General features: G+C 71.5%; 19 protein-coding genes. 7 read left to right on the top strand and 12 right to left on the bottom strand.

The window, feature by feature from the left end; translation table 11 throughout:
* Positions 1 to 4 precede the first annotated feature (4 nt).
* Positions 5 to 823 (top strand): indole-3-glycerol phosphate synthase TrpC, encoded by an 819-nt coding sequence (gene trpC, locus FK530_RS13785; protein WP_146487614.1) that lies wholly within the window; start codon positions 5 to 7, stop codon positions 821 to 823.
* On the opposite strand, the gene FK530_RS13790 is transcribed toward trpC, so the two are convergent.
* Both FK530_RS13790 and FK530_RS13795 read right to left on the bottom strand, forming a co-directional pair.
* Positions 820 to 1,719 (bottom strand): N-acetylglucosamine kinase, encoded by a 900-nt coding sequence (locus FK530_RS13790; RefSeq protein WP_146487615.1) that lies wholly within the window; start codon positions 1,717 to 1,719, stop codon positions 820 to 822. The two genes, trpC and FK530_RS13790, sit on opposite strands and share 4 nt — an antisense overlap.
* Positions 1,716 to 3,149, bottom strand: coding sequence for a sugar porter family MFS transporter (locus FK530_RS13795; protein ID WP_146487616.1), 1,434 nt, complete (start codon positions 3,147 to 3,149; stop codon positions 1,716 to 1,718). The genes FK530_RS13790 and FK530_RS13795 overlap by 4 nt, the downstream gene beginning before the upstream one ends.
* A 98-nt stretch (positions 3,150 to 3,247) precedes the next feature.
* Between FK530_RS13795 and FK530_RS13800 the strand changes: the two genes are divergently transcribed.
* On the top strand, positions 3,248 to 3,976 hold the full coding sequence (locus FK530_RS13800) for a GntR family transcriptional regulator (RefSeq protein WP_146487617.1): 729 nt from the start codon (positions 3,248 to 3,250) through the stop codon (positions 3,974 to 3,976).
* A 117-nt stretch (positions 3,977 to 4,093) separates the two neighbouring features.
* Here FK530_RS13800 and FK530_RS13805 read toward each other — a convergent pair whose 3' ends face one another.
* Genes FK530_RS13805 through FK530_RS13820 form a run of 4 tightly spaced genes read right to left on the bottom strand, consistent with a single transcriptional unit; the run spans position 4,094 to position 7,510 of the window.
* The gene (locus FK530_RS13805) at positions 4,094 to 5,101 is read right to left on the bottom strand and encodes a transporter substrate-binding domain-containing protein (protein WP_146487618.1); all 1,008 of its coding nucleotides are present in this window, start codon (positions 5,099 to 5,101) and stop codon (positions 4,094 to 4,096) included.
* The gene (locus tag FK530_RS13810) at positions 5,098 to 5,889 is read right to left on the bottom strand and encodes an amino acid ABC transporter ATP-binding protein (protein ID WP_146487619.1); all 792 of its coding nucleotides are present in this window, start codon (positions 5,887 to 5,889) and stop codon (positions 5,098 to 5,100) included. The genes FK530_RS13805 and FK530_RS13810 overlap by 4 nt, the downstream gene beginning before the upstream one ends.
* The gene (locus tag FK530_RS13815) at positions 5,886 to 6,800 is read right to left on the bottom strand and encodes an amino acid ABC transporter permease (RefSeq protein WP_146487620.1); all 915 of its coding nucleotides are present in this window, start codon (positions 6,798 to 6,800) and stop codon (positions 5,886 to 5,888) included. Before FK530_RS13815 ends, FK530_RS13810 begins: the two co-directional genes overlap by 4 nt.
* On the bottom strand, positions 6,797 to 7,510 hold the full coding sequence (locus tag FK530_RS13820) for a GNAT family N-acetyltransferase (RefSeq protein ID WP_146487621.1): 714 nt from the start codon (positions 7,508 to 7,510) through the stop codon (positions 6,797 to 6,799). The genes FK530_RS13815 and FK530_RS13820 overlap by 4 nt, the downstream gene beginning before the upstream one ends.
* Before the next feature lie 79 nt (positions 7,511 to 7,589).
* Between FK530_RS13820 and trpB the strand changes: the two genes are divergently transcribed.
* From trpB to FK530_RS13845, 5 genes are all read left to right on the top strand, one after another.
* Positions 7,590 to 8,948 carry a tryptophan synthase subunit beta gene (trpB, locus tag FK530_RS13825; protein WP_166443293.1) on the top strand — a complete coding sequence of 453 codons (1,359 nt, stop codon included), beginning with the start codon at positions 7,590 to 7,592 and terminating at the stop codon, positions 8,946 to 8,948.
* Entirely contained in the window at positions 8,945 to 9,727 is a 783-nt protein-coding gene (gene trpA / locus FK530_RS13830; protein ID WP_146487623.1) for a tryptophan synthase subunit alpha, read from the top strand. Before trpB ends, trpA begins: the two co-directional genes overlap by 4 nt.
* A gap of 264 nt (positions 9,728 to 9,991) precedes the next feature.
* Complete coding sequence (locus FK530_RS13835) at positions 9,992 to 11,161, top strand: GGDEF domain-containing protein (protein WP_146487624.1); 1,170 nt, start codon at positions 9,992 to 9,994, stop codon at positions 11,159 to 11,161.
* The gene (locus tag FK530_RS13840; protein WP_146487625.1) at positions 11,158 to 12,294 is read left to right on the top strand and encodes a GGDEF domain-containing protein; all 1,137 of its coding nucleotides are present in this window, start codon (positions 11,158 to 11,160) and stop codon (positions 12,292 to 12,294) included. Before FK530_RS13835 ends, FK530_RS13840 begins: the two co-directional genes overlap by 4 nt.
* A gap of 63 nt (positions 12,295 to 12,357) precedes the next feature.
* Positions 12,358 to 13,986, top strand: a complete 1,629-nt coding sequence (locus FK530_RS13845) for an ABC-F family ATP-binding cassette domain-containing protein (protein WP_146487626.1) — start codon at positions 12,358 to 12,360, stop codon at positions 13,984 to 13,986.
* A gap of 29 nt (positions 13,987 to 14,015) precedes the next feature.
* Here the strand turns inward: FK530_RS13845 and FK530_RS13850 are convergent, their stop codons facing one another.
* The 6 genes from FK530_RS13850 to FK530_RS13875 form a co-directional block, all read right to left on the bottom strand.
* On the bottom strand, positions 14,016 to 14,609 hold the full coding sequence (locus FK530_RS13850) for a class F sortase (RefSeq protein ID WP_146487627.1): 594 nt from the start codon (positions 14,607 to 14,609) through the stop codon (positions 14,016 to 14,018).
* Positions 14,609 to 15,847, bottom strand: a complete 1,239-nt coding sequence (locus tag FK530_RS13855; RefSeq protein ID WP_146487628.1) for a prealbumin-like fold domain-containing protein — start codon at positions 15,845 to 15,847, stop codon at positions 14,609 to 14,611. The genes FK530_RS13850 and FK530_RS13855 overlap by 1 nt, the downstream gene beginning before the upstream one ends.
* 85 nt (positions 15,848 to 15,932) lie before the next feature.
* Positions 15,933 to 17,171 (bottom strand): glycosyltransferase, encoded by a 1,239-nt coding sequence (locus FK530_RS13860; RefSeq protein WP_146487629.1) that lies wholly within the window; start codon positions 17,169 to 17,171, stop codon positions 15,933 to 15,935.
* Between the two features lie 2 nt (positions 17,172 to 17,173).
* Positions 17,174 to 17,797, bottom strand: coding sequence for a TetR/AcrR family transcriptional regulator (locus tag FK530_RS13865; protein WP_146487630.1), 624 nt, complete (start codon positions 17,795 to 17,797; stop codon positions 17,174 to 17,176).
* A 32-nt stretch (positions 17,798 to 17,829) separates the two neighbouring features.
* On the bottom strand, positions 17,830 to 18,600 hold the full coding sequence (locus tag FK530_RS13870) for a PIG-L deacetylase family protein (protein WP_146487631.1): 771 nt from the start codon (positions 18,598 to 18,600) through the stop codon (positions 17,830 to 17,832).
* Positions 18,601 to 18,674: 74 nt separating this feature from the next.
* Positions 18,675 to 20,330: an AMP-binding protein gene (locus FK530_RS13875; protein WP_231706632.1), complete on the bottom strand. Its 1,656-nt coding sequence runs from the start codon at positions 20,328 to 20,330 to the stop codon at positions 18,675 to 18,677.

A 20,330-nucleotide genomic window follows, 5' to 3' on the forward strand; every position in this document is an offset into this window, starting at 1 on the left:
AGCCGTGACTTCTCCCACTGCTCTCGACTCGATCATCGAGGGTGTGCGCGCGGACCTGGCTGCGCGTGAGGCCCTCGTCGATCTCGCCGCGGTCAAGGCCGCGGCGAAAGCCGCGCCGCCCGCCGTCGATGCCACCGCCGCGCTCCGCGAGCCCGGTATCGCCGTCATCGCCGAGGTCAAGCGCGCCAGCCCGTCGAAGGGGGATCTGGCAGGTATCGCCGACCCCGCCGAGCTCGCCGCCGAATACGAGGCCGGGGGAGCGCGCGCGATCAGCGTGCTCACGGAGGAGCGCCGGTTCAAGGGCTCGCTGGCGGACCTCGACGCCGTCCGCGAGCGCGTGCGGATCCCCGTCCTCCGCAAGGACTTCATCGTGACGCCCTATCAGATCCACGAGGCCCGCGCGCACGGCGCCGACATCGTGCTGTTGATCGTCGCGGCGCTGGAGCAGCCCGTCCTCGTCTCGCTGCTGGACCGCATCGAATCGCTGGGCATGACCGCGCTGGTCGAGGTCCACACCGAGGACGAGGCGGACCGCGCGCTCGAGGCCGGCGCGACGGTGATCGGCGTCAACGCCCGCAACCTCAAGACCCTCGAGGTGGACCGCGAATCCTTCGCGCGGATCGCACCCGGCCTCCCGTCCTCGGTGATCAAGATCGCCGAGTCGGGTGTGCGCGACAGCCACGACCTGCTGACCTACGCCGGCCAGGGCGCAGACGGGGTGCTCGTGGGCGAGGGCCTCGTCACTGCCGGGGACCCGCGGACCGCGGTCTCCGACCTCGTGACGGCCGGCTCCCACCCGAGCTGCCCCCGCCCCGCGCGCTAGTCCCTCGCGGTCCGCCGGTCCAGCTCGCGCAACGCGATCTGGATGGCGCCGCGCACCGGATCGACGGTCAGCACCCGAAGATCCGAGATGCCGCGCAGCCCGAGATGGTGCCGGACCCGCCGCTGCAACGCGGGCTGGTGCACGGCGAGGCCGCCCGCGAGCACGACCGGGCCCGTCGAGCCGATCCGCTCCGCCACCGAGGCGGCGATGTCCGTCAGCGCGATCGCCGCCTGGTCGACGATGTCCGTGCTCACCGGATCGCCCGACTGGGCCAGCTCGAAGACCACCCGCGCGCGACCGGCCCAGTAGCGCCGCTCCTGCTGCGCGTAGAAGTGATCGAGCAACTCGTCCGTGTCCTGCAGGCCGCAGTCCGCGGCGAGCTGCTGGCCGAGATGGTCGGCGGGCTCCTCGCGATCGAGCCGGATCAGCGTGCGGCGCACCGCCTCCTTGGCCACCCAGTAACCACTGCCCTCGTCGCCGAGGAGGTAGCCCCACCCGCCCGCGCGGGCGTGCCGGTCGCCCGCGCGGCCCCAGGCGACGGCGCCGGTGCCGGAGATGACCGCCACGCCGTCCCGCACGCCCGCCGCGGCCAGGATGAGCTGGCTGTCGTGCACGACGCGAACGCGGGCACCGGGGACGCGCTCGGCGAGGAGCGCAGTGAGGGTGGCCGCCCCGGCGGGGGTCTCGACGCCGGCGGCGCCGGCGCAGACCGCCCCCACATCGTCGACGCCGAGCCTGCCCAGCGCGATGTCGAGCTGGCGACCGGCCTCGTCGCGCCCCACGGAGGAGATGTTGGCGCTGCCCGCGAGCGCCTCGGCCACGACCACGCCGTTCTCGGCGCGGACCGCCTGCGTCTTCGACCCGCCGATGTCGAGGCCGATCACCGCCGAGCTCATCGCGCCGCCGCCCCGGCCCCGGCCCTGTCGGTCTCGGCCGGCCAGGTGCCGTTGTTGCGCCAGTAGTACTGGATGTCCTCGAGTTTGCGGCCCTTGGTCTCCGGGGCGAACTTGAGCACGAACAGGAAGGCGACCACGGAGAGCGCGCCGAAGACCGCGAAGGTTCCGGTGCCGCCGAGGAGCCGGCTGTTGAGCATCGTCAGAGTGAGCTGCGCGACGATGGCGTTCGCGACCAGGTCCGAGGTGAGCATCGCCGACGAGCCGTAGGCGCGCAGTCGGGCGGGGAAGGCTTCACCGGCGTAGACCCAGACCAGCGAGCCGAAGCCGAAGGAGAAGCCGATCACGACGAGGACCAGCCCCGCGAAGCCGACGACGCCCGCGGTCTCGTGGTTCGTGAAGTCCCCGTCGGCCATCTGGTACGCCAGGATCATCACCGCGAAGGCGAGGATCATGGTGCCGATGCCGCCGAGCAGAATCGGTCGCCGACCGAACTTGTCGACGGTGAAGATGGAGATGACCACCGCGAGCAGGCCGAAGAGCTGGACGAAGGCGGGCAGCATGTACTTGCCGAAGTTCCCGTCGTAGCCCATCGAGGCGAAGATGTCCGGGCTGTAGTAGATGATCGCGTTGATACCGGTGATCTGGATGAAGAAGCCGAGGACGACCACGAAGAAGGTGGCGCGCAGGTAGGGCTGGCGGAAGAGCTGACTCAGCCTGCCGCCGGACTCGTCGGACAGTTGGGCGCGCATCTCGTCCAGCTCTGCCTCGATGTCGGCCGCGGTCGAGTCCGGCTCCACGGAGATGAGCGCGGCGCGGGCCTCGTCCTCGCGTCCGCGGGTCATGTACCACCGCGCGGTGTCCGGCAGGCGGACCAGCAGCAGGGTCACGATGATCGCCGGGACCGCGGCGAGGCCGAGCATCCACTTCCACGAGGTCGTGCCCAGGCCGGCGAGCAGGTAGCCCAGGATGTAGCCGAGGATGATGCCCACGATCGTCGCGAACTGGTACGCCACCAGCATCGCGCCGCGCCGTTTCGCAGGCGCGGATTCGGCGACGAAGACCGGGACGACCACCACGGAGACGCCGACCGTGAGGCCGAGCAGGAAGCGCGCGGCCAGCAGGAGCGGAACCGTGGGGGCCAGCGCTCCGAACAGGGCGAAAGCGCTGTACCCCGCGGCGACGGAGATCATCGCCTTGCGGCGTCCGATCCGGTTGGCGAACCACCCGCCGACGAGGGCGCCGAGGATCTCGCCCACCACCACGACCGTGGCGAGCGCCTGGGTCATCGTGTCGCCGAGGCCGAAGTCGGCCCGGATGAAATCCTTCGCCGCGGCGATGTTCGACGTGTCGTACCCGTAGATGACGCCGAGGCTCGCCGCCGCGATCCCGACGAGCACCGCGTTCGACGCCGCACCCTGCCTACCGCTCATGTTCTCTCCTTGAGGTCTGCTTCAATTGGTCTACACCACTTGAAGTAGGCTAAGAGTGGCATAGACCACTTTCGGCGTCAAGGGGTAACGTGGAACACATGACGCTTCCTCGTACGTCGCACACCGAGCCGCCGCGGTACTTCCGCGCCAAACTCGAGCTGCAGCGCCGCATCGGCGACCTCGGGCACGGCGACACCCTGCCGGCGGAACGGCGCCTCGCGGAGCAGCTGGGCGTCTCGCGCACGACCCTGCGGAAGGCGTTGGCGGAGCTCTCCGCCGAGGGGGTGTTGCGCCGCGAGCACGGCAGTGGCACCTACGTGGCGCCGCCCAAGGTGGTGCGGGTCCGACAGCTCACCTCGCTGAGCGAGGACTTCGGGGTCGACGGCAAGGCGGTGCGGTCGCGCCTGCTCTCCTGCGACCACGTGACCGCGGACGCCGAGACGCAGGCCGCCCTGGAGCTTCCGCGCGGAGCGCGGGTCTACCGCGTGACGCGGTTGCGCATCGTCGACGACGAGCCGCTCGCCATCGAGGAGGCGCACCTGCGGGGGCCACTGCGCGGCCTCGCGGCCAGACTGGAGGAGCAGGACTCGCTGTACCGGGTGCTGCGGGAACAGTACGCGCGCGCGATCACCGCGGTGGAGGACACCGTCGAGACGGCTCTCGCCGCGCCGAGCGAGGCGGAGCTGCTCGGGGTGACCGCGGGCCATCCGCTGCTCATGGTGCACCGCCTCGGACGCGATGCCGACGGCGTGGCGCTGGAGTGGACGCGGAGCGTCTACCGGGGCGATCGGTTCAAGTTCGTCGCCCGCGCGACCACGTCGGGGTGACCGACGGTATCCCGTCCGTGACGTCTCGGACGGCGAGGTGGGCCGACGGGTGCCGACGACGAGGGCCGCGCACCGGATCGGTGCGCGGCCCCGCCTGTCGTCACTCGTCGGCGTCGGTCACTTGTCGGTGATCGGCAGACCGGGCGGATTGATCTCCGACGTCGGCACGGCCTCGGCTTCCAGGCCCCACCGCCGGAGCACCTTCGCGTAGTCGCCGCTGCGGATCGTCGATTCCAGCGCCGCCTGTACCGCGCGGATGATCCCGCTGTCCTTCTTGGTGGTCGCGCCGATCAGGCCCTGCAGCGTGGAGCCCGCACCCGACACCCGTCCGACGATCTTCGTCGCGTTCGGGGTCCCCTTGGTCTGCGCCACGTGGAAGGCCGAGATCGGGTTGGGACCGAAGTAGGCGTCGATCTGACCGGACGCGAGCGCGGCGTAGACACCGGTGTTGTCCTGGTAGTTCTTGATCGTGATCCCGGGCTTCCCGGCGGCGCGGAGGTCCGCGTCGTAGCGTTGCAGGATCCGCTCCTGGTTGGTGCCGGAGCCGACGGCGACCGTCTTCCCGGAGAAGGAGTTCCCATCGGTGAAGGTGAAGGTGGATGAGTCCTGGACCTCGACGGCCAGATCGTCCTTACGGTAGGTCGCGAAGTCGTACTTCTGCTTGCGCGCCTCCGTGACGGTGATGTTCGAGACGCCCAGGTCGAACTGGCCGCTGTCGATCCCGAGGAACAGGCCCTCCCACGAGGTGTTGGACTCCTCGAGCCGCAGGCCCAACGATCCCGCGATGAGGTACGCGATGTCCGACTCGTCGCCGATGAAGACGCGCTCGTCGTCCGTGGCGGGGAAGTAGAAGGGCGCGTTGCCGGCGCCCGAACCGTGGGCGACACGGAGCGTGCCGCGGTCCCGGATCGCCTGCGGGAGGAGAGCCGCCGCGGCCTCGTTCTTCGGCGGGAGGATGCGGTCCTGCTTGCTGGTGAGATTGAGCTGCTGCCCCGCCGCCCCGGTCACGCTCGCCGTCGACGATTCCGTGGTCTGCCCGCCGCACCCGGCGAGGAGAGATCCCGCGACGGCGATCGCCGCCACGAGGAGGGGCAGGCGATGGAGGGCTCGAGTGCGGGTGGTCATGCGGTCTCCTTGGTGGTCCAGTGGGCGAGGAAGGTGCGGGTGCGGTCGGTGGCGGGGCGGTCGAGGACGGCCGATGGGGTCCCGACCGCGACCACGCGGCCGCGGTCGAGGAAGACGATCCGATCGGAGATGCGTCGCGCGAAGGCGAGTTCGTGCGTCACCACGACGAGGGTGCGGCCCTCGGCGGCGAGCTCGGCGATCACGGTGTTCACCTCACCGACGAGCTCGGGATCGAGAGCCGAGGTCGGCTCGTCGAACAGGATCAGGTCCGGATCGAGCGCGAGTGTGCGGGCGATCGCGACGCGCTGCTGCTGACCGCCGGACAGCTGCCCGGGATAGTGGCCGGCGTGCGCGCCGAGGCCGACCCGGTCCAACAACTCGCGGGCGCGGTCGTCCGCCTCGGAGCGGCTCCGTCCCAGCGTCAGGCGCTGCGGGCGCGCGACGTTCTCCGCGGCCGTCAGATGGGGGAAGAGGTTGAACTGCTGGAAGACGAAGCCGATGCGCGCGCGTTGGCGGCGCAGCTCGCGCTCGCGCAGCGCGACGAGGTGTCCGCCGCGGCGCCGGACGCCGATGAGCTCGCCATCGACTCGGACGACGCCGGCGGTGGGCTCCTCCAGATGATTGAGCAGCCGGAGCAGGGTCGACTTCCCGGATCCCGACGGCCCGATGATCGAGACGACCTCGCCGGGCGCGATCGTGAGATCGACCCCGCGGAGCACCTCGTCGTGCCCGAAGCGTTTCGTCAGGCCCACGGCCTCCAGTCGCGGGCGCGGATCGGTGGCGGTCATGCGGCGTTCTCCTTCGTCGCGGGCTTCGAGGCCCCGTAGCCGCGCGCGAGGCGCTTCTCGAGGTAGTGCTGGCCGATCGACAGGACGGTGGTCAGGAGCGCGTACCAGGCGACGGCGACGAGCAGGAGCGGGATGATCCGTCCGTTTCGTCCGTAGATCACCTGGACCTGGTAGAACAGGTCCGGCAGAGCCAGGATGAAGACCGCCGTCGTGCCCTTGAGCAGGCCGATCACCTCGTTCGCCGCGGGCGGCACGATCGTGCGCAGCGCCTGGGGGAGCGTGATCCGTAGGAGGTGCGCGGTCGGCGGGATGCCGAGGGCTCGAGCGGCGTCGTGCTGTCCGTCGGCGACCCCGAGGATCCCGGCCCGCACGATCTCCGAGCCGTAGGCGGCCTGGTGCAGGACGATGCCGATGACGGCCGCGGTGTACGGAGAGAGCAGGTCCTTGGTCGGGGAGTCGATGAACGTCGGGCCGAACGGGATCCCGAGTCCGATCGTCGGGTACAGCGCACCGAGGTAGCCCCAGAACAGGATCTGCACGATGAGTGGGATCGACCGGAACAGCCAGATGAAGCCGAAGCTGAAGGCCGCGAGCACGCGGTTGCCGGACAGGCGCGCCAGGGCGAGCACCCCGCCGAGGAGGAAGCCGAGGACGGCGCCGATCGCGGTGAGCTGCACCGTGAACCACAGTGCCTCGAGCACCGTCGGGCTGAACAGGTAGGCGCCGAACGTGGGCCAGTCGTAGCGGGGATTCGTCACCGCCGATGTCGCGAGCTGTGCGAACAGCACGATCGCGACCGCGACGGCGAGCCAGCGGCCCCACTGGACGCGGTGTCGTACGGGCAGCGCGGCGAGCGCGGCGAGCTCGGGGTCGGTGGTGGCCGGCTGCGGCCGGCTGAGGGCGAGGGTCATGACGCTCCGGTCGGGTCAGTGGTCGGCGGAAGGGCGAGGAGCAGGGGGATCGAGGCGCGCAGGCGGAAGCCGAGGTGCTCGTAGACGGCGCGGGCGCCGGTGTTCTCGGCGGACGTGTGCAGGAAGGGGACATCTCCCCGCTCCCGGATGTGGTGGCCGACCGCGCGGACGAGCCGCGTCGCGAGGCCTCGGCCGCGGTGCGCGGGATCCGTGCACACCGCGCTGATCTCGGTCCATCCGGGCGGTCGCAGTCGTTCGCCGGCCAGGGCGATCAGGCGGCCGCGATCGTCGCGCAGGCCCAGGTAGAGCCCCAGTTCGACGGTGCGCCGCTCGAACGGCCCGGGCCGTGTACGCGCGATGAGATCCAGGATCTCGTCGGTGTCGTTCGGCCCGAGCACCTCGGCCTCGTCGTCCGATGCGGTGGCGAGGGCCGCACCCTCGTACTGGACGAGGGGGATGCGCTCGACGATCCTCCACCCGGGCGGCAGCGGCTCGGGCACGCCGCGCAGCGAGATCGGGGTGCCCGGCACGGCGAGGCTCGCCAGCGCGGCGTAGTCCCCGGAAGTCGGCTGCGGCGGATGGCCGACGAACCGGGCCACTTCGGGGCGGTAGCGGACGACGGCCCCGTCCCCGAGGCGGAAGCGGGCGTGCGCGCCGTACAGCGATGCCCGGACGGGATCGTCGAGGACGTGTCCCAGAGTTGTGGTCATGCCCGGAAACACTCGTCGCGGAGCCGGATTCGCGGAATGTTTGGCGTCGCTGTGATTTCACTTTGACCCGGGAGGGATAATCGTTGCTGTGAGCCTCCCAGAAGCGAGTACCGGACTGTCCGAACGATCGGCCTTCGAGCCGGACGGGACCGGTCATTGGGGCGCGTGGGGCGGGCGGCACGTGCCGGAGGCGCTGATGGCGGTGATCGAGGAGGTCACGGCCGAGTTCGAGAAGGTGCGCTCCGACCGTGAGTTCCTCGGCGAACTCGACCGGCTGCAGCGCCAGTACACGGGGCGTCCCTCGCCGCTGTACCCGTGTGTCCGCCTGAACGAGCACGCGGGCGGCGCCAAGGTCTACCTCAAGCGCGAGGACCTCAACCACACCGGCAGCCACAAGATCAACAACGTGCTCGGTCAGGTACTGCTCGCCAAGCGGATGGGCAAGCCCCGCGTCATCGCGGAGACCGGCGCGGGCCAGCACGGCGTCGCCACCGCCACCGCGTGCGCCCTCCTCGGCATCGAGTGCGTCGTGTACATGGGCAAGGTCGACACCGACCGGCAGGCGCTCAACGTCGCGCGGATGCGCCTCCTGGGTGCGGAGGTCATCGCCGTCGCATCGGGCTCCGCCTCGCTCAAGGATGCGATCAACGAGGCGCTGCGCGACTGGGTCAGCAACGCCGACACCACCTACTACTGCTTCGGTACCGCCGCCGGGCCGCACCCCTTCCCGCTGATGGTGCGCGACCTGCAGCGCATCGTCGGGATGGAGGCGCGCGAGCAGGTCCTCGAGGCCGAGGGCCGGCTGCCCGACGCCGTCGTCGCCTGCGTGGGCGGCGGCTCCAACGCGATCGGGATATTCCATCCCTTCATCGCGGACGAAGGCGTGCGGCTCGTCGGGTGCGAGGCCGCGGGCGACGGCGTGGAGACCGGCCGCCACGCCGCGACCTTCACCGGTGGCAGCCCGGGCGCCTTCCAGGGGGCGTATTCGTACCTGCTGCAGGACGAGGACGGCCAGACCATCGAGTCGCACTCCATCTCCGCCGGGCTCGACTATCCGGGCGTCGGCCCGGAGCACGCGCAGCTCAAGGAGTCCGGGCGCGCGGAGTACGTGCCGATCACCGACGCCCAGGCGATGGACGCCTTCGCCCTGCTGTGCCGCACGGAGGGCATCATCCCCGCGATCGAGTCCGCCCACGCGGTGGCCGGCGCGCTGGATCTGGGACGTGAGCTCGGCCCCGAGGCCGTGATCGTGGTGAACCTGTCCGGCCGCGGGGACAAGGACGTCGACAGCGCGGGCAAGTGGTTCGGCCTGCTCGACGAGCACGGCGACGTCGTCGGTCAGAAGGTGATCGGCGCGGACCTGAACACGGAACTGCGCAACACCGAAACGCGGGACGCGGCCCCGCACAGCGGCGAGGTCGAGGGGGAGAACAAGTGAGCGCATTGGCACCGGTCTTCGAGCAGTGCCGGGCGGAGAACCGCGCCGCGCTGGTGACCTACCTGCCCTGCGGGTATCCGACCAAGCAACGCGGCATCGACACCGTCGTCGCGATGGTGGAGTCCGGCGCCGACATCGTCGAGCTGGGCGTGGCCTACAGCGATCCGGTGATGGACGGTCCCGTCATCCAGCGCGCCGCGGACGACGCCTTGCGCGGCGGCATCCGGGTGCGCGACATCTTCGCGTACGCCGAGGCCGTCGCCGCCGCGGGCGGCGCGCCGGTCGTCATGGCGTACTGGAACCCCGTGCTCAAGTACGGCGTCGAGGCCTTCGCGCGCGACCTCGCCGCCGCCGGTGGCAGGGGCCTCATCACGCCGAACCTGATCCCGGAGGAGGCCGGCGAGTGGATCGCGGCGGCCGATCGTCACGGCCTGGACAAGATCTTCCTCGCGGCGCCCTCGTCGACCCCGGAGCGTCTCGCCTTGACGGCGAAGGCCTCGTCGGGCTTCCTGTACGCGGCATCCACCATGGGCGTGACCGGCGCCCGCGACGCGGTCGACAACGTCGCGCCCGAGCTGGTGGCCCGCGTGCGCGAGGTCTCCGACATCCCCGTCGGCGTCGGGCTGGGCGTGCGCTCGGGTGCTCAGGCCGCGGAGATCGCGCGCTACGCGGACGCCGTCATCGTGGGCTCGGCTCTGGTCAGTGCGGCCGGGGACTCCCTCGACGCGGTGCGGCGCCTCACGGAGGAACTGTCGGCCGGAGTGCGCGACCGCGCGTGAGGTGAGCTCGAGGACCGCGGACGCGGCGCTGCACGATGCCGATCGGCCTGTGCGCAACACAGTGTGAAGGTCAGCGCGCACCGTCGGCGGTCCGATACTTCGATGACCGACCGCTGTGTCGACGAATCCGCCCGCGACACTTGCGATTGCAACATGTGATCGTTCTGACATCATGACCCCATCGTCGGCGGCGTCGAGGGTTCGCAGGGGTACAGTCCCGATTCGTGGTGGTCTGGTCGGGTCTCGTGGCGAGTGGGGGTGGCGATGGCTGACGCACCCCGGTCGACGACCGTGCTGCGTCGACACGCCCGCTTCGCGTGGCGACGCCTGATCGACCGCGACGCCTGGCGCAGCGCGGGCCGCAAGGAGTTCGCCTACATGACGACGGCGATCCGGTACCTCAACGGTGAACGGGCCCTGCGGATCGCGGTGGCGCTGCTCGCGATGATGATGTTGCCCCTGGCCCTCGTGATGCAATTCAACCCGATGGGGCCGGAGGGAGTGCCGGCGCGCGTCGCGCACCTGACCGTGGCCGTGATCGGATTCCTCCTCGGTCTCCGCTGGTTGGTGGGCAGTTGGCCGACCTACCGCGAGGCGGTGTGGTTCCTGCTCGCCTCCGACCTGTTCATCGGCATCGCGGTGGGAGTCCTGTCCGATCCGACGGCACGCATCTGCGGCACCATCCACATCGCGATGCTGGGGATGTACGCGGCCTTCCTCCTGGGCTGGCGGATCCTCTTGCTGCACTGCGTGTACGCGCTGCTTCTGATCGCCGGGCTGACCGGGTACGCGATCGTGGCGGACGGGCGCACGGTGCAGGACCTGTACGTGTACACGACTCCCGCGATCACGACCGTGGTCGGCCTTCCCGTGGTGATCCAGGCGATCGTGGAGACCGGGCGCCACGGCGCCGCCAAACTGACGGAGGAGTGGAACATCGACAGCCTGACCGGCGCGTACAGTCGCCGCGGGATGAACTTCGCGGTCCGTGGTACCGCACGGCGGGTGGCGGCTACCGGGGTCGTGCTCGTGGGAGCCCTGGATCTCGACGGCTTCAAGCGGTTCAACGACAGCCATGGGCACGGCGCCGGGGATCAGCTTCTCCGGGACGTCGTCACCAGGCTCAAGTCCGTGCCGCGCCTGATCGTCGGGCGATTCGGTGGTGACGAGTTCGGGATCGTCGGATTCCGGGAGGGCCCGGAGGACGCGGCCCGGACCATCGACGAGTTGCGGCGTCTGCTCAGCTCCCGTGACGGTGACGGTGACGACGACGCGGGGATTCCGGCCAGCCTCGGGATAGCGCTGGCGCCGGTGTCGTCGGACCGCGACAGGCTCGCAGAACTCGCGGGCATCGCCGACGAGATGCTCTACGCGGCCAAGCGCTCGCCCGCCGACGCGCTTCTCGTCCGCGACCTGACCGCTGTGGTGCGATGAGAACGACGGGGACACGGCGTTTCGCGCGCTCCGTGCTGCGCCGGCTCGGGGACCGTGAGGGCTGGCGCACCGCGGGCGTCGCCGAATACGCCTCCGCGCAGTCCTGGCTGCGTGTGCAGGGCGGAGGGTTGGCGCTGCGGCTCGCCGTGGGCGGACTCGCGCTGATGATGGTGCCGCTGTGCGTCGGGGTCCTCTTCTCCGCGGGCCGGCCTACGACGACCGGCGCGATGATCGTCTTCGTCATCGCATCGAGCGGCAGCGCCGTCCTCGGGGTCTGGTGGCTGAGGCTGCGCGAACCACGGGCGCGGGACGCGATCCGGTTCGTCGCCACTGCCGACATCTGTCTCTTCGCGGGGTGCCTCGCGCAGGCGGGGACGGCCCGGATCAGCGGTACCACCTATCTGGGGATGCTCGCTATGCTCACGGCGTTCCTCCTGGGCTGGCGCGTGCTGCTGATGCACTGCCTCCTCTCCGTCGCGGCCGTCCTCGCGACCACGGTCACGACGATGGTGGTCGACGGCTCCTCGCTCGGTGAGCTCTACACGACCCTCGCGCCGGCATTGGCCATGGTCTTCGCGCTGCCGATGATCGTGCAGTTCGTGGTCGAATCGGGCCGCCGGGGGATCGGCGTCGCCGTGACCGACCAGAACCGCGACGGCCTGACGGGTCTCTACAACCGGGTCGGCATGCAGTCCGCGGTGCGCATCATGGCGCGCCGCGAGCACGGCGCCGCGGTGGTGGCGATCCTCGATCTCGACCGGTTCAAGCAATACAACGACACCAACGGCCATCTGTCGGGCGATCAACTGCTCGTGGACACCGGGCGGGCTCTCAAGGACGGGCTGCCCGAAGCGCTCGTCTCCCGGATGGGCGGCGACGAGTTCGTGGTGGTGGCGCTCCGCCCGACGCGTGCCGCCGCGGACGCCGTGGTCGCCGGGCTGCGCGCACTCGTCGCCGGCGACGGAGTGACGGGCCCGTCGATCGCGGGCAGTGCGGGCGTGGTGGTCCTGCCCCGCCTGGAGCCGCGGGGTTTCCCGCGCGCCGTTTCCGCCGCGGACCACGCGCTGTACGAGGCCAAGGCCGATCGTTCCCTGCGGCTCGTCGTGGGCAGGGGCGACGTGGAGCTGCCGTGAGCGTCGTCACCACCGCGAAACGAAGGTGAGAACCGGTCCCCCGGGGCGGTAGGCTGGCCCGTTGTGATCACCGCGACCGACCTCGAAGTGCGCGCCGGCGTCCGCACCCTGCTGACCGCGCCGGGCGACCAGTTGCGCGTGCAGGCGGGCGACCGGATCGGCCTCGTCGGCCGCAACGGCGCAGGTAAGACGACCACGATGCGCATCCTCGCCGGCGAGGGTGAGCCGTACGCGGGGAAGATCATCTCGTCGGGCGACGTGGGCTACCTGCCGCAGGACCCCCGCGAGGGCGACCTCGACGTGCTGGCCAAGGACCGCGTGCTGTCGGCCCGCGGCCTCGATCAGATCGTCGCGCAGATGGCCAAGCAGCAGGTGCGGATGGCGGAGCTGGTCGGCGACGAGCTCGACACCGCGGTGCGCAAGTACGGCAACCTCGAGGAGCGCTTCTCCTCGCTCGGCGGCTACGCGGCGGAGTCCGAGGCCGCGCGGATCTGCAACAGCCTGGCCCTTCCCGAGCGGGTGCTCGAGCAGCCGCTGCGCACCCTGTCCGGCGGTCAGCGGCGCCGCGTGGAGCTGGCCCGGATCCTGTTCGCCGCCTCCGACGGCTCGGGCGGCAAGTCCGACACCACGCTGCTGCTCGACGAGCCGACCAACCACCTCGACGCGGACTCGATCGGCTGGCTGCGCACCTTCCTGCAGAACCACGACGGCGGACTCATCGTGATCAGCCACGACGTGGACCTGCTCAACGACGTGGTCAATCGCGTCTGGTTCCTCGACGCGGTGCGCGGCGAGGCCGATGTCTACAACATGGGGTGGAAGAAGTACATCGACGCCCGCGCGACCGACGAGCAGCGGCGGCGCCGCGAACGTGCGAACGCCGAGAAGAAGGCCGGCGCACTGCGTGTCCAGGCCGCGAAGATGGGCGCGAAGGCGACCAAGGCCGTCGCCGCGCAGAACATGCTGCGCCGCGCCGAGCGGATGATGAGCGAGCTCGACGACGTGCGCGTCGAGGACAAGACCGCGCGGATCAAGTTCCCCGCCCCCGCTCCCTGCAGCAAGACCCCGCTCATGGTGAAGAACCTCACCAAGACCTACGGCTCGCTGGAGATCTTCACCGGCGTCGACTTCGCCATCGACAAGGGCTCGCGCGTCGTGGTCCTCGGGCTCAACGGCGCGGGCAAGACCACGCTCCTCAAGCTGCTCGCGGGCGTCGAGACACCGGATACCGGTGGCCTCGAGCCCGGGCGCGGACTGAAGATCGGCTACTTCGCCCAGGAGCACGACACCCTCGACGACGCGGCCTCCGTGTGGGACAACATCCGCCACGCCTCGCCGGACGCGGGGGAGCAGGACCTGCGCGGACTGCTGGGCGCGTTCATGTTCACCGGGCCCCAGCTCGAGCAGCCCGCGGGCACCCTGTCGGGCGGCGAGAAGACCCGCCTGGCGCTGGCCGGGCTCGTCTCGTCCGCCGCGAACGTGCTGCTGCTCGACGAACCGACCAACAACCTGGACCCGGTCAGCCGCGAGCAGGTGCTCGAGGCGCTGCGCTCCTACGAGGGCGCCGTCGTCCTGGTCACGCACGACCCGGGCGCGGCCGAGGCGCTCAACCCGGAGCGTGTGATCCTGCTGCCCGACGGCACCGAGGACCACTGGAACGCCGAGTACCAGGAGCTCATCGAGCTCGCCTGACAGCCGCGCTCGTCTGATACGCCTGGCGGTCAGGCGCGCTCGGCGTACACCAGGTCGTTGTTCTCGTAGCCCAGCGGTGGGCCGATGAACTTCCCGCCGCAGGTGACGAGGATCAGGGTCTCCGGGCCGTCGAGGCGGTTGAGGTCGTCCGTCGGGAGGACTCCCTTGTGGACGGACGCGGTGCGGGTGACGCGGTACCGGACCGCCGCCCCGTCCTTCCCGGTGAGCGTGACCTCGTCGCCCCGGGCGAGCCCGGCGAAGCGTTTCGCGTAGCCCGCGCCCTGCCGTGCATCGTCGACGTGGCCGGTCACGACGACCGACCCCGCGCCCGATCCCGGGAGCGCCGAGTCCACCCACCAGCCGACCCGGTTCACGTCCGTCGGCGGGTACAGCGCCCCCTGTGAGTCGGTCGCGACCGCGTCGACCGCGGCCTCGGCGCCGCCGACGGTCACGGTGACCGGCGCGGTCGGCTCGGTCGCCGTGGCCGTCACCGGGGGCCGCAGATCGCTCTGCGCGTTCGGGTTCGACGACGGCGCCGCCGCCGTCCCCTCGACGGTGCTCCCGCAGCCCGCGAGGGCGAGCACCACCGCCCCGGCGATCAGAGCCCCTGCGGCGCGGCGCATCACGACGTCCGCCCGGACGGGATCGAGGCGATCGGGACACGGACGCCGAGGTTGCGGACGACGGGCCCCGCGCCGATCTTCGAGTTCGTGACGCGGACCTGGAATTGCGGGGTCAGGCGCACCTCGAAGGCGACGGCCGCGGCGTCGCGGACGTAACCGGCCGGGGCGGCGGTCTCGATCGCGCGATAGCAGCCCGACGGGAGGGCGAAGTCGGCGACGCCGTTCTCGCCGGTCGTCACCGCCCGGACCGCCTCGTCGGAGCCGCAGCGCGAGATCACGAAGGACGCGCCGGCCAGCGGCGCGCCCGTGATGCGGTCGGTCTTGACCAGGGTGCCGTTGGTCTCCACCTCGCCGGGCGGGACGGTGACCCCGCACCGGAAGCGGAACGCCAGGCGGTTCACGGCGTTGCCCTCGACGCGGGAGTAGGCGTTCGGGCCCAGCAGTACGCACGACGACGGCCACGCCGTCGGGACGACACTCACGCAGTCGCGGGGGAAGGCGCCGCCGCCGTTGCCCGCGCTGTCCGTGCGCGCGCCGCCCAGCGGTCGCCAGCTGTCGCATTCGGCGACCGCGTACTCCGACGGGACGCCGCGACCGTCCTGGTCCCGGGCGGTCAGGGTGAAGCGCACGTTCCGGTTCGGCGGCGGCGTGGTGCTGGTCGGCGGGACGATGCCACCGCGTTCGAAGACGAAGCGGAACTCCGCCCGGCCGGAGTCCGTGGTGATCGTCTGCGCGGCGGGCGAGAGCAACCGCCAGTTGGTCGGGACGCGATTCATCGTCGCGCGGACGCAGGGCCCGGTGACGGTGGTGGCGCCACCGTCGGCGAGATCGGCACCCGGACCGCCGGTGCAGCCCTGCACGAAGGCGCTCGCCCCGGGGACGCTCGCGCCACGCGTGTCGACGATCCGCACCGCGCCCACGGTGAGCCGGCTCGGCGGCCGTGTCGTCGTGGTGGGCAGGACGGTGGTCGGGATCGTGACGGTGGGCGACGGGCTCGTCGCGGGGGTGCTCGGCCGCGTCGGCACTGTCGTCGTGGGCGGCGCGGTCGTGGTCGGCTTCGGTGCGGGCGGGGTCGTGGTCGTGGCCGGTGCCTGCGTGGTGACCGGCGTCGGGGTGGGCGCGGGCGGCGTCGTCGGTTCGGCTCCCGCGACGGCCGGCATCAGGCCCAGCATCGGGATCACGGCCGCCGGCAGCACCAGCGCGCCCCGGATCCGGTTACTCCGGTTCGTCTTCCGCATGGCGTCCTCCTCGTTCGTTCCCCCGTGCGGCGATGTCCGCCGACGTGAGGAAGATCGGGACCCGGCGCGGAATCCGTTAGCCCTGTTACGAGATCGTTATGGCGCGCTCCACCGCGGTGAGTACGGCCGCGGCTCCGTCCTCGGCCGTGATCGCGCTGCTCAGGACGCCGGCGGCGGAGCGGTAGGACGGCGCGTCCACGGCGGCACGTATCGCCTGCGCGAGTGTGGAAACCGTGACCGTCGTCCGTGGGATCGGTGCGGTCGCCGCGCCGAGGGCGTGGATCCGCCGCGCCCAGAAGAACTGGTCGACGCCGGGCGACGGGAGGGGCACCGTCGGGACGCCGGCGCGCAGGGTCGCGGCGGTGGTCCCGGCCCCGCACGAGTGGACGACGGCGGCCACGCGCGGCAGGACGTGCTCGTAGGGGACCGGGCCGATGTTCAGGACGCCGGCGCGGTCCGGGACCCGCAGCCCGGCGCCGCCGGACTGGACGATGCCGCGGACCCCCGCCTCGGCGAGCGCCTCGTCGAAGACCTCCGAGAGCCGGTCCCGCTCCTTCACCGACACCATCAGGGAGCCCAAGGCGATCAGGACCGGCGGCGGACCGTCATCCAGGAAGGCGTCGAGGTCGCAGGGTGCGGTCCACCCGTCGGGGGAAGGGGACCACCAGTAGCCGACCGGATCGATCCCGGCACGCCAGTCGGCGGGGCGCGGGAGGACCGACGGCGAGTACCCGTACAGGATCGGCCAACCGGCCTCCGACCGGTCGCGACGCAGGCGCCGCGCAGATCGCTTCGGCAGGCCGAGGTCGCGGCGCAGGTCGGCGACGACGCCCCCGTACATCCGATCGACGGTGCGCTCGGCGAGGCGTCCGGCGGCCCGGTTGATCCCGCCGCCCGCCGACCAGGAACCGATCAGGCTCGGCGGGTACGCGCGCGTCGCGGACAGCGGCTGGAACCGTACACCGAGCGAGGGGATTCCTCGGGCCTCGGCGAAGGCGTGCATCGCCGGTTCCGCGAAGGGCGACATCAGCACCGCGTCGGCGGGCACGTCCTCCACCGCGTCCAGCAGGTTCCGGCTGAGCTGCCGGATCCCGCCGGGCCGGACCAGCTGCAGGGCGTCCGCGAGCGACGGTTCGCCGTCGGGGCCACCCAGGTCGAGGGGGATGGCGAGGGCGCCGAGGCCGAGCGCGGCGGCCTCCTCCGCGAGATCGGTATTGGTGGTGATGGTGACGCGGTGGCCGGCCGCCTGCAGGCGCAGGCCGACCCCGGTGAGCGGCATGGTGTCGCCGCGGGATCCGTAGGTCGCGATGAGGACGTGTGCCATGGTCAGTGCGCCTGGTCGGGGCGGGTGGCGCGGAGGAAGGCGTCGACGAGGTCGTCGGCGTAGCCGTCCAGGTCGTACGCGGGGTCGATGTTCGTGGTGAACATCGCCGTCCCGATCGCGCCGCGGACTGCGGATGCGATCGAGGCGGGGTTCAGCGGCCGGAACTCGCCGGCGTCGACGCCCTGCCGGAGGATCGGCTCGAGTTCGACGCGGGCGCGGGCAGCGTCGTGCTCGGGTGCCACGGGCAGGTCCCACAGCCGAGCGCCGTCCTTGCCGCGGAAGCCGTTGCCGATCTCAGTGATCGCGGCCTGGTGCGCGGGGTGGGTGCGGAGGTAGCGCAGGTGCGTGCGGATGTGGGCCTCGAGCTTGCCGGCGGCGGTCGGCGCGGCGTCGACCGCGGGGACCATGACCGCGAAGAGCGTGCGATAGCACTCCGAGACGACCGCCGCGATGAGGCTGTCCTTGTCGCCGAAGTGATAGAGCACGACGCTCATCGCGACTCCGGCGCGGTCCGCGATCCTGCGGACCGACGCCTGCGCATAGCCGAGCTCTGCGATGGCGTCGATGGCGCACTGTGCGATCTGCGCGCGTCGGGCCTGCTCGGTGAAGGTTTCGTTAGATCGCATGATCTAACTATAGATCAACTGATCTAGGCGCCTCAGAGGAGTCGATCCGACCGCGGTGCGTCCGCTTCGTTGAAGTACTCGGTGCGCACCAGCGGGGAGACCAGCCACGGTGGGAGCGCGCGCAGGAGCCGCATGAGGCGGGCTGCGCGCCCGGGACCGTTGATCTCGGACCGGTGCGCGCCCAGCGCGCGTTGCTTGGTGCCGACGAAGCGCCGCACGTCGATGCGGTGCGTGATCTCCGCGGCCGGGGTGAACCAGGTCTGTGCGGCGGCGAGATCGTGGTCGCGGGTCAGACGCAGGCGGGTCGTGATGCCGAGGAGCCGGACCGCGATCTCGCGCGGGACCGTCGCCTCGACGAGCCGCACGCCGGTGGATTCGGCGGCGCGCCGAGCGATCGCATGGACGGCGACGTGGTCGCGGTGTCCGTAGCCGCCCGCGGGGTCGTAGCCGATGAGCAGGTCCGCCTCGACGTCGCGGAGGATCGTCGCCAGGCGTTTCGCAGGCTCCTCGATGCCGGCCCGGACGAGGCGCGCCCGGCCCGGAGGATCCGGATACAGCTCGGCCCCGTGGCCGCTGTCCGCGTATCCGAGCCACCGCACCTCGGCCGCGCCGATCGCGGCCGCCGCGGAGTCCAGTTCGCGCAGTCGCCGGCGCGGATCGGGCTCGTCGTCGCCCCGCATCATGCCGTCCGTCGCGACGACCAGCACCACGCGATGCCCGGCGGCGGCCAGCGCGGCGAGCGTGCCGCCCATGAAGATCGACTCGTCGTCCGGGTGGGCGTTGAGCGCGACGACCGAGGCCATGCGCTCTGTATAGCAGTTCCGCGGCCGCTCGGCCCGCCGCCCGGTGCGGCGGCGGGCCGAGCTGCCGGTCGCGATCAGACGTCGCGCAGCTCGCGGCGCAGGATCTTCCCGGTCACCGTCTTCGGCAGCTCGGTGACGATCCGCACCTCGCGCGGGTACTTGTACGCGGCCATGCGCTCGCGGCAGTGCGCGATGAGCTGCTCCGGTGCCGCATCCGCGCCCGGCAGCAGGCTGACGAAGGCGCGCACGGTCTCGCCGCGCACCTCGTCGGGGACACCCACCACCGCCGCTTCGCGGACCGCGGGATGCTCGGCGAGTACGTCCTCCACCTCACGCGGCCACACCTTGTAGCCCGAGGCGTTGATCATGTCCTTCTTGCGGTCCACGATGAACACCCAGCCGCCGTCGTCCATGAAGCCCACGTCGCCGCTGTGCAGCGCGCCACCGGGAATACCGGCCGCGGTCTCCTCCGGCTTGTTCCAGTAGCCCGCGACCACCTGCGGCCCCTCGGCGACGATCTCGCCGATCTCGCCGAGCGGGAGATCGGCACCGTCGTCCCCGACGATCCGCACCACGGTCGACGGCGCCGGGAGCCCCACGGACAAAGCACCGGAGTCCGGGTCGACGGGGATCTCCACGCCGTACGGCGAGACCGTCATCGGGCTCGTGGTCTCCGTGAGGCCGTAGGCGTTGTGCAACGGCCGGCCCGTGGCCTCGGCGAACCGGCGCGCGGCCGTCGGGGAGATGGGCGCGCCGCCCGAGTACACCGACGTGAGCGAGGCGAACGCGTCCCGGTCGAAGCCGGGGTGGTTGAGCAGTGCGTTGAACGCCGTCACCGCGCCGATCGTGCACGTGGGGCGGTGCTCGCGCATCGTCTCCAGCATCACCGCCGGATCGAAGCGGTAGGCGAGGATCATCGGCATCGGGGCGAGCATGCTCAGCGCGATGTGTCCGATGAGTCCTGTGATGTGGAACAGGGGAGCGATCGCGAGGACGGCCGCGTCGGGGCCCGGCGCGAACTTCGCCGCGTCGCGGTAGACGGTCGCGGTGAAAACCACGTTGCGGTGGGTGTTGATCGCGCCCTTCGGCCGGCCCGTCGTCCCCGAGGTGTAGGTGAGGAAGGCGGCGTCCCCGGGCGCGAGAGCGACCGGCGGCGGTACCTCGCCGCGATGCGCCGCGATGAACTCCACGAGGTCCGTCGCACCGTCGGGCACGGCCCGCCGGGGCGTGGGGAACAGTCGCGGATCGGCCCGGGTCTGCAGGTCGAGCCCGCTGGTGGTGAACACCGTCCGGACCGCGGTGCCGGGCACCACGTCATGCGCGACGTCCTCGTACAGATCGTCGAGTGCGACGAGTGCGGTCGCGCCCGAGTCGCGGAGCAGGGTGTCCAGCTCCCGCGCGCGGCTCATCGGGTTGATCGAGACCGTGCACCCGCCGGCCTTCCACGCCGCGATCATCCCGATCACGAACTGGGGCACGTTCTGCAGGTAGAGCGCCAGCCGGTCGCCGGGCGCGAAGCCCTCGGCGATCAGGCCCGCCGCCAGGGCGTCGGTCAGGCCGTCCAGCTCCCGGCGGGTGATCGCCCCGTCGAAGTAGCGGATCGCCGCCTGGTCGGGATGGCTCGCCACGCCCGCGCGGAACATGTCGAGTGCGGTGTCGAAGGCGATGTCCACCGCGTCGGGCAGCGACTCGTACCGGCCCGCCCAGGGGCGCCGCGCGGAACCCGTCAC

The organism is Tsukamurella conjunctivitidis (genome assembly GCF_007858475.1).
Taxonomy (GTDB): domain Bacteria; phylum Actinomycetota; class Actinomycetes; order Mycobacteriales; family Mycobacteriaceae; genus Tsukamurella; species Tsukamurella conjunctivitidis.